Source organism: Paenibacillus larvae subsp. larvae (genome assembly GCF_002003265.1).
GTDB lineage: Bacteria > Bacillota > Bacilli > Paenibacillales > NBRC-103111 > Paenibacillus_H > Paenibacillus_H larvae.
The window spans coordinates 1,389,563-1,402,379 of sequence record NZ_CP019687.1 but is presented as its reverse complement, the minus strand read 5'-3'; the positions used below and the strand labels follow the sequence as shown (position 1 = coordinate 1,402,379).

13 protein-coding genes and 3 pseudogenes are annotated in these 12,817 nt (G+C 49.0%); 10 read left to right on the top strand and 6 right to left on the bottom strand.

What is annotated here, in order from left to right:
• Nucleotides 1–13 precede the first annotated feature (13 nt).
• The 9 genes and pseudogenes from BXP28_RS22565 (at nt 14) to BXP28_RS07075 (ending at nt 8,323) form a co-directional block, all read left to right on the top strand.
• Nucleotides 14–1,381: pseudogene (locus tag BXP28_RS22565) on the top strand (phage tail tape measure protein).
• On the top strand, nt 1,297–2,238 hold the full coding sequence (locus BXP28_RS07115) for a hypothetical protein (RefSeq protein WP_158529819.1): 942 nt from the start codon (nt 1,297–1,299) through the stop codon (nt 2,236–2,238). Before BXP28_RS22565 ends, BXP28_RS07115 begins: the two are co-directional and overlap by 85 nt.
• Nucleotides 2,239–2,381: 143 nt before the next feature.
• Nucleotides 2,382–2,906: a hypothetical protein gene (locus BXP28_RS07110; protein ID WP_077584990.1), complete on the top strand. Its 525-nt coding sequence runs from the start codon at nt 2,382–2,384 to the stop codon at nt 2,904–2,906.
• A gap of 1 nt (nt 2,907) precedes the next feature.
• Complete coding sequence (locus BXP28_RS07105) at nt 2,908–4,365, top strand: distal tail protein Dit (RefSeq protein WP_023484113.1); 1,458 nt, start codon at nt 2,908–2,910, stop codon at nt 4,363–4,365.
• Nucleotides 4,356–5,405, top strand: a pseudogene (locus BXP28_RS07100) (phage tail spike protein); the annotation flags it as partial. The gene BXP28_RS07105 and the pseudogene BXP28_RS07100, both read left to right, overlap by 10 nt.
• Nucleotides 5,406–5,447: 42 nt before the next feature.
• Entirely contained in the window at nt 5,448–6,689 is a 1,242-nt protein-coding gene (locus BXP28_RS07095) for a hypothetical protein (RefSeq protein ID WP_257125699.1), read from the top strand.
• The gene (locus BXP28_RS07090) at nt 6,686–7,123 is read left to right on the top strand and encodes an XkdW family protein (RefSeq protein ID WP_158225709.1); all 438 of its coding nucleotides are present in this window, start codon (nt 6,686–6,688) and stop codon (nt 7,121–7,123) included. The genes BXP28_RS07095 and BXP28_RS07090 overlap by 4 nt, the downstream gene beginning before the upstream one ends.
• A gap of 67 nt (nt 7,124–7,190) precedes the next feature.
• Nucleotides 7,191–7,526 carry a phage holin family protein gene (locus BXP28_RS07085; protein ID WP_367869699.1) on the top strand — a complete coding sequence of 112 codons (336 nt, stop codon included), beginning with the start codon at nt 7,191–7,193 and terminating at the stop codon, nt 7,524–7,526.
• Nucleotides 7,519–8,323, top strand: a pseudogene (locus BXP28_RS07075) (N-acetylmuramoyl-L-alanine amidase family protein). The gene BXP28_RS07085 and the pseudogene BXP28_RS07075 overlap by 8 nt, the downstream one beginning before the upstream one ends.
• Nucleotides 8,324–8,545: 222 nt before the next feature.
• Here BXP28_RS07075 and BXP28_RS07070 read toward each other — a convergent pair.
• Complete coding sequence (locus BXP28_RS07070; protein WP_036654626.1) at nt 8,546–8,821, bottom strand: hypothetical protein; 276 nt, start codon at nt 8,819–8,821, stop codon at nt 8,546–8,548.
• An 18-nt stretch (nt 8,822–8,839) separates the two neighbouring features.
• Nucleotides 8,840–9,853 carry a hypothetical protein gene (locus tag BXP28_RS07065; RefSeq protein WP_023484108.1) on the bottom strand — a complete coding sequence of 338 codons (1,014 nt, stop codon included), beginning with the start codon at nt 9,851–9,853 and terminating at the stop codon, nt 8,840–8,842.
• Between the two features lie 139 nt (nt 9,854–9,992).
• On the opposite strand from BXP28_RS07065, the gene BXP28_RS07060 reads away from it, so the two are divergent.
• On the top strand, nt 9,993–10,238 hold the full coding sequence (locus BXP28_RS07060; RefSeq protein ID WP_046655200.1) for a helix-turn-helix domain-containing protein: 246 nt from the start codon (nt 9,993–9,995) through the stop codon (nt 10,236–10,238).
• 415 nt (nt 10,239–10,653) lie between these two features.
• Here BXP28_RS07060 and BXP28_RS07055 read toward each other — a convergent pair whose 3' ends face one another.
• The 4 genes from BXP28_RS07055 to BXP28_RS25745 all read right to left on the bottom strand — a co-directional run bounded on the left by BXP28_RS07055 (nt 10,654) and on the right by BXP28_RS25745 (nt 12,673).
• On the bottom strand, nt 10,654–11,004 hold the full coding sequence (locus BXP28_RS07055; protein WP_036654623.1) for a hypothetical protein: 351 nt from the start codon (nt 11,002–11,004) through the stop codon (nt 10,654–10,656).
• Nucleotides 11,005–11,050: 46 nt separating this feature from the next.
• Entirely contained in the window at nt 11,051–11,476 is a 426-nt protein-coding gene (locus BXP28_RS07050) for a hypothetical protein (RefSeq protein WP_023484106.1), read from the bottom strand.
• Nucleotides 11,477–11,649: 173 nt separating this feature from the next.
• Entirely contained in the window at nt 11,650–12,276 is a 627-nt protein-coding gene (locus BXP28_RS07045; protein ID WP_077584987.1) for a coiled-coil domain-containing protein, read from the bottom strand.
• Nucleotides 12,277–12,349: 73 nt separating this feature from the next.
• On the bottom strand, nt 12,350–12,673 hold the full coding sequence (locus BXP28_RS25745; protein ID WP_479684928.1) for a YhjD family protein: 324 nt from the start codon (nt 12,671–12,673) through the stop codon (nt 12,350–12,352).
• Nucleotides 12,674–12,817 lie beyond the last annotated feature (144 nt).

Here is a 12,817-nt window from a genome sequence, read left to right as displayed (position 1 = left end):
AGGAGCTGAACGCATGGCGATGGCAGTCGGTGGGGCTGCAAACGGTGGGGAAATTCGGGCTCGAATGCTACTCGACATGAAGGACTTTTCGCAGAAAATGGAACGTGCGCGAAAAGAAATGAAAGATACGAAAGAAAAGTCGAAGAAAACGAAGGAATCGATAGAGAAGATGGGCAAGGGCGCGACTGTGGCCGGTGCGGCTATGGTCGGCGGATTCGTAGCAGTCGTCAAGCAGGCGGCTGATTTCGAACAGCAGATGTCAAAGGTAAAAGCGATATCTGGCGCAACGGGTGATGACTTTCAACGTCTGAACGAAACTGCGCGGCATCTTGGGGCGGTCACGAAGTTTACGGCAACACAAGCTGGGGAAGGGATGGAATATCTCGCCCTTGCCGGCTGGAAGACGAATGATATTATCTCCGCCATGCCCGGAATGCTGGACCTTGCGGCGGCCGGTGCGCTAGACCTCGGCCGTGCTGCGGATATCGTGTCCGATACCATGCAGGCGTTCGGGCTCGATGCGAGTACGGCAACACATGCAGCTGACGTATTTGCTTACGCACAGGCCAACGCAAATACGAACGTAGAGCAAATGGGAGAGGCGATGAAATAATTGAGCCCGATTGCTCATGCGCTGGGCTGGTCATTGGAGGAATCTTCGGCGGCTACGATGAGTCTAGCGAACAGCGGACTAAAAGGATCAATTGCTGGTCAGGCGTTTGCGTCGTCACTTACTCGTTTGGCGAAACCGACGAAGCGAATGGCCGGCCTCATGAAAAAGACGGGTATGGAGTTTTTTGATGCGCAAGGCAAGATGAAAAGTATGCCGGAACTCGTTGCAGAGATAGAAAAGGGAACTAAGGGCATGACGGAACAGCAACGATCGGCGGCACTGTCGATACTCTTCGGGGCTGAGGCGTATAAACACTGGGCAATTCTCCTCGACACTGGTTCCGGAAAACTCAAGGATATGACGAAAAATCTACAGAACTGCGACGGAACCGCGGAGCAAATGTCCAAAACAATGATCGATAACCTCTACGGGTCCATAGAAATCTTTAAATCGGGCGTGAGCGAGGTTGCGATCAAACTCGGTAACCACTTTATACCGTCTATCCGTAAGGGCGTTGACGCGCTGACCAAGTTTGTAGAGGGCCTCGGAAAAATCGATCCAAACAAGGTTGAGATATTCGTAAAGGTTGCCGGTACTGCGGTCGGAATTCTCGCGGTTGCAGGGGCCGTTACTAAACTAGCAGGGGCGTTCCGTGCTTTAGTGTTGGGCATGGGCCCGATCGGGTGGGTAATTGCGGGGTATCTGCACTTGGGGCTGCTTTTGTCGGCTATAAGACGGCATCGGAACAGGCGGCAAAAGTTGATTTAACTCACGCAAAAGAGCTACAAGACAAAGCTAAGACTGTGCGGGATTTAACTACCGAATACGACTCTATGCGTAACCTTATTAATCTCACTAATCCTGAGCTTATGCTTTACCGGGACTTGATGCGGGATGCGCAGATGAACACAGACCCGGAAAAAATTAAGCATTACACGGATCGCATGGAAGACTTAGAGAAGAAGAGCGGACTTTCAAGGGAAGAGTTGGAGAAATTTTTTAAGATCAACGACGATTTAATCCAGCTCTTGTCTAACGCAGAGGTAGCGATTACCAAACACGGAGATGCGATGCTAGAGTCGAGCAAGTCGGCCAAAAAATATGCCGAAGAACTGGACGAGGCAGTCAGGAACGCTCTCCGCCAAGAAACAATCAAGGCGGACACGAACTATAAAAAGCACGCCAAAGAATACAAGGCTGCAATTGACGATGCAAATAAGTCTGTCACAAGTCTGAATGATGCGTTAATCAAGAGGGCAGGGCTCGAATACGACATCAAAACGCTAGAAGAGACTCAGCAAAGATTACGGGAGCAAGGAAACGAATCCGCCGTACGGAGTTACGACCAGCTCATAAAACGTAAGAAAGACGAACTGGGGCTCGCCGAGAAGCAGATCGACAGAGAAAACGAAAAGCTGAAGAAATCACTCGACGCTGTTGGTCCTAAACGTGAAGCGTTGGATTTAGACCGAAAGGCATACGACGAGCTTGTTAAAGCTACGTTGGCACAAGTCGGACTAAATGGTAAGGCTGAAGAGGGCGTAAAGCAAATAGACGAAAAGCTTAAAAAACTCCAAGAAGAGCGGAAACAACTCGATGAAATAAAGAAAAACAAGGGAAGTTAACCGATTCACAGCAAAAACAACTAGAGAACCTAGACAAAGATATCGAAAAGCACAAAAACGTCAAGAGCGAGCTTGAGGGGATCATATCCAAACAAAATACCGTCAACTCGAAAATATCCGAAGCAACCAGCTACGGACAAAACATGACGAAAGTCCTGTCAGAGACTGCGATAAAGAAAATCCAATTTACCGGAAACGGCATAGAGGATGCTAAAGCGTTAAACAGCGAGCTACTAAAGGAAATTCATAAGAAAGTACTTGTACGGTACGACAATATCCTAGAGGCAACTATGCCGACACAATTTAAGCCGAGTAATGTTAGCCGTCACGAAGGCGGAACGCTCCCGAAACTCCATGCCGGAGGCTCGCCAATGTTTTCCTTCGGGAACGCACCGAAAGCCCACGAAATAGACGTTCGACTTCTGCGGAATGAGATGGTCTTGACTGAAGCGCAGCAGGCGAACCTTTTTGCGCTTATTAAAAACTTCGATTCGCTTGCGCGGAAAGCTTCGGCAACGATCCGCGAAGGAGAAGACGAGCCAAGGCATGATCAAACGACTATACAAATCGGTCAGCTCGTCGTCAGGGAGGAAATGGACATTTACCGGGTTGCCGAAAAGTTAGACCGAATTAAGCGTCAAAAAGACCGAAGTAAGGGGGTGCGCTGACATGTCCGGATTTACTTTTAACGGGAACCATTCCTCGGGGTATTTTATTGTCAACCGAGTGGGCAGAACGATGCTCCCGAATATATCCCCGAAGCTGCTCACGATCCCAAACAGGCCTGGAGCGTATGACTTCGGGAGCGAGATCGGAATGCGGGAGTTTAGCGTAGACGTTACGATTATACAAACATCGCCGGGATTGCTCGTCTCCATGCTCCGCATCATTTCGGATTGGTTATGTACGGATAAGGCGGCTCCACTCATGTTTGACGATGAACCCGGCAAAACGTATTACGCCAAGATTTCCGGGGATACACAGATCGATACGCTTGTCTCGATGGGTACCGGTACAATCAAATTCGTCTGCCCGGACCCATATGCATATGGCGCTAGAAAGACGCTACTACTTCCCGGACCATCAAGCGCTGTTACAAACGCAGGGCTAGCCGATACGTATCCGGTTATTACCGCAAAATTTACGAAATCGACTCCGTATTTTGCCATTGGAAACGGGAAACAAAACGTGATTCTCGGTACGGCTCCGACGATTGGCAAGCCGACAGTACCGCAGCAGGAAGTGGTTTTACATGCGGATGGTACAACGTTGGACGGATGGCAGACGGGAAATAGCACGGATGATTTTGACGGGGACAACCGGATCGCCGGTAAGTTTATCGTATTTGGTGGTTACGCATTAAAAGCGGTGGAATACGGATCGAAGGACTCTCCGGCTTGGCACGGACCGGCAATACGAAGGGCGCTACCCGAGCCGTTGCAGGATTTTACGGTAACTGCCATCGTGGAGCAGGATTCGACGGAAAACCACCAGATCGGGCGTGTCGGATTTAACCTCATCGATCAAAACGGTGCGAACTTCGGCTTGATGTTTATGAACGATAATAGCCAGTCGGTCATGAACGGCATTTGTCATTGTCGGATTGGGCCAAACGGCGGGGGTGTCGGCTTGTATTACGATGAGCCGGGTTGGCACGCCTATACCAACAAATCTATGTATCTGAGCCTTTCCCGGATTGGTCAAACGTGGACCATGTACGTAACTCAAAAAGACTTAAAGACGGGCAAAACGTACTGGGGGCTGACAAAAACGTGGGTTGACGTAGAGGGTAAGTTTAGCAAGTTTAAGCTTGCTGCGCTCCAGCTTGCCGCATACCAGTACCAACTGTACGAACCGGTATACGGGCAGTTTATCCACTACGCGACTGTGTACAAAGAAAATAAAGTCGATCCCGAGAAGCAAACGCCAATTATCGCGGAAAAAGATGATGTGATCGAGATAGACTGCGAAAAGGGCTCCGTGACGAAAAACGGACTACCCGCGTTTTGGCTCCTTGACCCAGCCAGCGACTTTTTCCCACTCAAGCACGGCCAGAACAATCTTGCATATACCACGACGGACCCAACGGCTCAGGTAACATTAACACATCGTGAAAGGTGGTTGTAGACGTGATATACATCTTAGACAGGTTTGCCCGAAACGTCGTCGCGGTACTGACGAATTCAAGCCCGAAGGCGTGCCCATACTGGGACGATGCACACGTCGAGCAACTCGATACCGGATATCTAAGCTATTCATTCCGATGTCCCGCCGATCATCTGACGGCGGAGTTTTTGCGTCCCGAGAATCATGTCTTGATACGGGACCTTGACGGCATCTATATCCTATTCCAGATTAAAACCGTAGAGGACGCTATAGACAATGGCCAGCATACGAAAAGAGTGCAGGCCGAAAACGCAGCAGTCGGCGATTTATACGGTACCATCATTCGCCCGACTGTACAAAACGGTATCACCGCCCGGCAGGCGCTGACATATGCGCTGCAAGCAAGCGGATGGCTACCGGGCCAAATCGACTGGCAAGGAATCGCGACGTTTGACTGGCAGGATTACCCGACGGCACTCGCCGCCATCCAAGATATTGGCCGTAAGTTTTCGGGCGAGCTTAGATTTCGCGTCGAGTTTGCGAATGGTGCGGTTGGCAATCGGTACGTCGATCTGACCAAGCGCGGGCGAGTGACGGGCGCCCGTTTTGACTACGGCCGGAATATGCGCGGGATCAAGCGGACCGAGGACAGCTCCGATATGGTGACTGCGCTTATCGGTATTGGAAAAGCCGACGAAAACGGGGTTCGGATGACGTTTACCACGCAAAAGTGGGACGAAACCGACGAACATCCGGCAAAGCCGATTGGGTAGGACTTTATCGCAGACCCAGACGCGTTGCAAAAGTGGGGGCGTGCGGATGGCCGCCACATAATCGGTGTGTTTGAGGATAACAACGCAGATAATCCACTTGCTCTTATGCGTAATACGTGGGAGGAGCTTAAGAAACGGAACCGGCCGCGCCTCACCTACGAACTTGACGCTGTCCTACTCGAATCCCTGACCGGGTATGAGCATACAAAGGTAAGGCTCGGGGATACCATCGTCGTAAAGGATATGAGCTTTGTCCCGTATCTGGCCGTCGAAGCTCGCGTTATCGAGCTGGTCCGCAGCTACGCCGATCCGTCGCAAGACAAGGTGACATTGGGCGAGTTTAAGCCTCTCGACATTCAGAGTAACGAGTTAATACGGAGGCTTTCCGATATCATTTCGCGGAATTCCGGCAAGTGGGAAGCTATTGGCGACGGTGAGCAAATTTACAAGGGTCCGACACCGCCCGCCAACCCCGCGAAAGATACGATTTGGTTGGATACATCAGTAGAGCCGAACGTATTCAGACGCTATGACGGTAAAACTTGGGTTGCGACAAGTCCGACCAAGCCGGGAGATATCGGGGCTGAAACGCCGCAGGGCGCGCAAGACAAGGCGAACAAAGTCAAGGACGACGTAGCTAACGGGAGGATCAGCATTCCTGCGGACTCCCTAAAAGGGATCATGGACGTTGCCCGGACAAAAATCCGGCAAGGCTCGAATATGTACTGGGATTCAGGTGGCCTCGTCATGGTCAATCCGAAGAATGCTAACGAGCGTGTGCGGCTGTCATCCGGTGGCATCGGCGTAAGTACCAACGGCGGGGCATCGTACCAAACGGCCATGACCGGTGCTGGAGTCGTGGCCGAGCGGATTGTCGGAAACGTAATCTCGGGAGTCACGCTGTCCGGCGTAAACCTAACCACATCCAAGGACATCCGCGTCGGCAACAGGATTTACCTCGGCACTGCGGGAGGCGGCGAAAAGAGCCTAGTTTTTAACGAGAACCGAGGCGTTGGGATATACGGAGGCGGCGGACAATATGGCTCGGATATATCCTTACAGGGAAACGGCTTAAACCTCCGTGTAGATCGTGTGTTTTTCGGACGCAATGCAAAAACGGAGTATACGCAGGACCGGTTCACGCTCCGGAACAACTCGCAGGCATCTGCGGTTTTGAGCTCAAGGCAGCGACTCGGACCAAAGTCATGGACGAGGGTAAATTTCAACGAAGCGTATGCGGATAACTGGAACGAGTTTAACCGGTCCGCAAACCGGTTTGTCGTAGGTATGGACGGTACTTACCTCGTACAGTTGTCACTCGGGTTCAATCTTGAGGATACACATAACGGGCCGCATCGGGTATCCATGGCCGTATATAAAAACGGAACAGAATACTCTCAGGTATTTTACACCACCTACGCAAATGACATTTTGATAGCTACGGGTACCTGTATTATATACGGAGCCAAGCGCGGCGACTACATCGAGGGACATGCGTATACCACTAGCCTGAGCGCGTATATCTCGGCAGATTCAAAAATATCCGCAATGAAAATATGGCGATTGGGGTGAGGAAGATAGAACGATTTAACATAGCTTTGGCTATCACGGGACTTTTCCCCGAAGCGGATTCATCGCGTGATTTTATCGTTATGGATGATGGGTATGGGAATCAATGGATTGCCGAGTGGCATCTGGACGCTCCGATTCCAACAAAAGAAGAGTTGCGGGAAGGGTACAAAAAATACCTCGAGGCGGAAGCGAAGAAACCAAGGCCGGCGAGCCTAAAGGAGCTCCGATTAGAAAAAGACCTCGCAATCGTGGAGATTACTCGGGCGCTGGCGGGAAATACGCGGGATGCATTTACGAAGGAGTCCAGTGTCGTCGGTACGTGGCTCCGGCAGATAAAGCAAGAAACGGCAACGATCGAGGATGTACCGGACTTTTATAATCTGCGTGAAGTGGTTTCGAAATTTATAGAGGAGGATGGATTGTGGAACGTATAGACACCGCATTAAAAACAGGGGTTGCAAGTGTAGGCGGCCTCACATCTTTTTTGTTTGGGGCTGGCCGATGTTACTACAAGTATTACTCGTAATGGTTATCGTGGATTATGCGACCGGCTTAATGGCCGCCGGAACGCAGGGAGGTCTCAAAAGCGAGGTCGGCCTAAAGGGGATTGCCCGCAAGGTATTTATCTTTTTTATCGTGGCCGTTGCGCATCAGATCGATCTCATTCTCGGCAATCAGCACATGATCCGGGATGCTACGCTGTTTTTCTACGTGGCCAATGAACTGCTGTCGATAATTGAGAATGGTGGTAGGCTCGGCGTACCGCTGCCTGACGTAATCAAGCAGGCGGTGGGCGTATTAAAAGGAAAAACAGAAGGGGGAAACAAGAATGAGTAAACTATGCTTAGATTTTGGTCACGGAGGGAAGGATTCTGGAGCAGTTGGGCACGGGATGAAGGAGAAGGACATCGTGCTGGACGTTGGTCTAAGAACGCATAAGATATTAACTAACGCCGGGATTGACGTCCTGCTCACGCGCTCAGATGATACCTTCGTTGGGCTGTCTGACCGGGCCAGAAAAGCGAACAGCTGGGGCGCAGATTTATTCGTCTCTCTCCACAACAATTCGGGCGGCAGTCCATAGCGAAGTAGCTCCGCTGTTCCGACGTGACCGAGGCATGAAACAAGCAAACCTAGCTGTATTGCGGGAAACAAGGATGCCGGCGTGTCTACTGGAACTTGGGTTTATCGATAATGCCGAAGATGCAGCCGACTTGGCGCGGGATGACTTCCGAGACAAACTGGCCGTGGCTATTGCAAACGGAATCTTGAAAGCATTCGGTATGGGAACGGTTAGTCATCAGGGGGCAGGGCGGCCGGTTGACGCGGGGATTGCCGAGAACGTGATTAATTCGTTTCTGGTCAAGGGGCGGTACGATGCCCACGCCGCAGGAAATACGCAATCCCGTGACTGGATTCGTCTTTGCGAGGACGAACTTCGGGCATCTGCGGGCTTGCACCCGGCAGGACCGGGCAGACCGCTTAACCCGGATATTGCTCAAAACGTGATTAATTCGTTTCTGGGACCGGGTTGGAAGGACGCGGACGAGGCGGGAAATACGGAGTCGCGCGACTGGATTCATCACTGTGCGAATGAGCTGCGGAAGGCGTCGGGGTTGCCGACGGAGGATTGACGGGTGGACCCGCAGGCGACGGGGCTTGCGAGTCCTCTTTATTTGCACATTTCCGTATCCTTCGTTGCTTTGGAAAAACTCTTGCACCACACTCAGAGCCTGTGTTATAATTCAATTGTCGCACACCACTTGGTGAGCGTGGTTTGAAACATACATTTCCATTTGGAAAGAGCGAAACCTACCTTTAGGACGAAGATAGGTTTCGCTCTTTTTTCAGGGATATCAATCCATGTGCTGCACTTCTTCCAGCAGTTCATCTATATCTTCTTTATTCACGGCATGCTCCTTAAGTTTACTTAAGAACTTTAACATGCCTTCCTTAGTTGCTTCTCCGTACACCACAGTTGCAGTGTCGGTTGTTACAAGTAAAGCTAAATTGCTCCCCCGAATTTCAATTTCCAGCCGCAGAAGCATTTCACCGGTGTTCAGGATGTCAGCAATTTGTAACGCTGACATCCTCCGGTTTTGGTTTGCTTTGTAAATAGTATTAGATGACATCTCATTCATCCTCTCTTTTTAGGTTATCTCTATATCTTGCGCTTCTTCTAGGGCTTTTTCTATGGATTTTTTGTGAGTTTCTTCTGACGCATTACGCGCAAGGGCTTTGAGAAACTCAATCATACCCTTTTTGTCCGCCTCGAAGTATTCGAGGTCGTATCTGTAGGGGCCTCCCGATAGGTACACAGATGAACCCCACTCTGTACCTATTTTTATTTTACACCGTTCCTCTTTCGAGAAACGTTCAAATCTTTCTGCCTCTGATGTTTCTATTTTAGATAAGATTTCTAGGAATTTGTTTGCAATCACATTTCTATATTCTTCTATGCGTTCCTGATCGTCTATGCCTACCGGCTCTAGGTGATCAGAATTAAACTCAATCTTCTTCACATCCCTCCAATGCTCAAATTCGTCTGCCCTGTCTAGGATGTAACAATCCCATCGCTCTGGTCCATCATGGAATCCATCGCTACCCTTACAGGTATAATCCGTGTATGAGTTTAATTTAACGGTACTGCCTGCTGGCAGTTTTACATCAGAATCTTCATACTCGACAGTAGTCCGGGCATATGCCCCTACTTTCTGCCATCTGGCTCTTTCGAGCCTCTTTTCTAAATAATTAATTTGGGCTTTTAAGCCCTCGATTGTCAGCTGTAATACACTACGACGCTGATAATCATAGATTTCATCCATCTCCTTAACGATGCGATCGATCTCGCATTGCCTGTTGAAGATCATAAACTCTAGCGCGCCGGGGTATTTATCATCTAGCTTCATGACAAAAGTAATTCTTTCGTCGTAAAGGTCATAGAAATCTTCTCCATATAACGAGAAGTAATCTAGATTACCCTCGTCGTCAAACTCGACGCTATATATGGAATACGCTTTTTCTGGGTTGTCATCTAGAATCATCCAAAATGAATCTAGGTTTTTTATTTCTTGTTTCACCATTTCTTTATCGAGGACCTTGTAAACGGCCCCATCCCCTAATTCGATTAATTCCCCTACTTTTAAATCCATAATTTTTTTCATTTTCAATTCCTCCTTGTTATTGGTACGCTTAACGTTCCGACTATAACTATAATAACATGGTACGCAGGACGTGTCAAATGTTTTTTGGAACTTTTTACGTACCGGGTTTTATGTTATATTAATGGGGAGGAGGTGCGTAATGAGAAAGCTAACCGTACGTATAAAACTAGCTGATTTATTAAAAGAGCATGGCATGTCTAACCGGGAATTAAGCCGCCTGACGGGGATACGACACCCGTCCGTGAACGAAATGTGTCTGAATAAAACGCAACGGCTACCGTTAGAAAATCTGGCGGCCATTTGCGAGGTTCTGGGTGTCGGAATAACCGATGTACTGGAGCTGGTGGACGCGGAAACCGAAAATGAAAAGACCACGGGGGAATAACGTGGTCTTAATCATGGTGCGGGAACAATCCGCAAGTTTTTTACTGTTGCGGTGCGTTCTTTGCTTGTTTTCTTCTGCGCCACTCCCGGCGTTTCTGATTCCGCGCCGGATTGATAGTATCCTTGTTAGCAGTGTAATACTCTAGGCTTGTCCGCCTATCATGCTCAGCCGCGTGAATAGGCTGGCAGTCTGGGCAGAAGCGTTGGAGTCCCGCATTAACTACGTACGACTTGCCGCAACGCTCGCATGTGTCTGTACTCCCTAACGCTCTGGTTGCTCCTTGGCGTTTCCGGCGCTTGTATTCTACGTAGGTTTTCCTAGTACGTTCTGCCCGGCACGTCGGACAGTAGTACGCGCGTGGTCCGCCTTGAAAAGAGGCTTGGCACTGTCTGCATGTTCGATCTTGGAGCATCGCCTACACTCCTAGCGATTCTATCACTGCGATTCTCTCAGCCGCGCTCCAGCCTTCGACTTTGCGAGACAATGTTTCTCGCTCTTCCGGTGTCCCTGTAGCGGCATCCACAATGGATTTTGGCATATATTTTACGGTCACTGGTGATAGCGTTGATCCGCAAACTACCTCACCCAAAATCATTTTTTCAATATCGGAGAGTTCTGGGACGGGCGTCAGTTTCATGATAATGTCGAATCTTTCGACTATATCTCCTAAACGAGCCGAAAACTTTCCTTCTCTGCCGTTAGCTTTTCCACATTCTTTCGCCAACTTCTCCAGCGGCTGGTTCATCCAAACTGTTTTTCTTGCCATTTCAATTTCCTCCTTATTTTTAAGGAGAGCCGAAGCCCTCCGGATTTTAGAATATCTTTGCAATTACTACAGCGTCCTCGATAACGATTTCGCCGTAATCGGCGTCCGAATGGTTGCGGACGTTGTTGCCTGCAATTACGTAGCAATGCTCCGTTAAAAAGCATCTTCTACAGTCTTCTTGCTCCGCGTCCCAAGCAGAATATTCGTAGGTGTTTTCGTGGGCCATGTCCCACGCAGACGTTCCATCCAACTTCTCCATTTCCCAGTATTCGTCTGTCCCATAGTCCGGGAATTCCCGCTCATCCTCGCGATCGGCGTTATGGCGGCTGCATTCGCAAATTTCGCCGATCTCACGTTCCTTGTCTTCAAATCGAAGACCGATGAACTCGTAACCCGTTTCCCAATTGTCTGGAGTTCTTACATTTGCTTCATAAATCTCTTTTACTTTTCGGTACATCTCAACAATATTCATTGTTTTTTCCTCCTTGTCGCTGCGCTATGCCAGCGATCTCAGTTTGGTAAGTTATTCCCTTACCTTGATTCTATTGTATCATAACTACGTACTTATGGCAATACTTATGGAAATACTTATGACAATACTTATTTTTGTGCAAAATAAAAAGCCCCGAAGGGCTTTACTATGCATCACTCAACCGGCGTGAACTTAAACGATGCGTGACAGTCTAAGGTGTCGCCGTTATCGATACTCGTTACGTACTCTGCGACGCCGTGGTTACCGCCGGCTACTATGGTATTAGCTTTAAGCTCCCCTGACGCTGACGTTACGATAAAATTACTTCCCTCACGGCCTGCTTTCGTCACCTTATAACGACCTGCCGGGATATCCTTACCTCCGGTTAACTTGCCAGCGGGTAAAACGATAGGGGCATCTTTCTTCTCCTTAATCGCGGACTCTATTTTGTCTAATTCGGCTTTCTTTTCGCCGGCTAACTTTTCGTATTTTTCGGCTTCTTTCTGGTACCTATCCGCATCGCTTTTCCGTGTATTAGCTTGATCGATTACGATCTGTGCTCCTTTAAACTTATCTTCGATCTTTTTGTATTCATCTGATGCTTGTTTAAGTTTGGCGTTTGCATCTTCGGTTTCTTTTTGGACGTTCGCAATCGTTAAGGCCTTGCCGTTTAATTCGTGGCTTGCGCTGGACCTTCCTATGTAAAAAAAGACAAGACCAATCACTATAAAGAGTAAAGCAAACCCCACGATCCCAGCTTGTTTTTTAGTGAAACGGTTAACCTTTATTTCTTCCTTCAATTCCATCTCCTCCATATATATCCATTTGAACATATACTATATTAGCACAAATATCCATAGATTCCCATGCTTTTTACACAATATTACTCGGTCCCTTTCGCAGCTCCTGTATATCCTCTCCGAGATATTTCCGCATTTCGACTTCGACCTCGCTCCGCAGATGGCTCATGAGCAGACGCATGGACCCGGTATATCCCCGACAAGTATAGCCGCAACTAAGATCGGATGCCGACCTCTCTACGTCATAAACCTTTATTCCGTTAGCCCGGAAATACTTGCGGACTTTTGTTAGGTCATCGTTAATGTATTCGATTCCCCGATTGATCCTTTCGACATATGGATCGGGTGTTTTAAGTACCTCGCGCAAGGTCTTTGCGTCGCGCTCAAATACGGACATGACGAGAGGGAGGACGAGGTACTTTTTGATCAGCGTTAGTTCGTCGTGTGTTGCGGCGGGCATGGCGGCGGCTCCTTTCGGATGGAACGTTTGTTCTCTATATTATACACTGCGTTTTAGAAATAATCATCTGGCAATCATTTT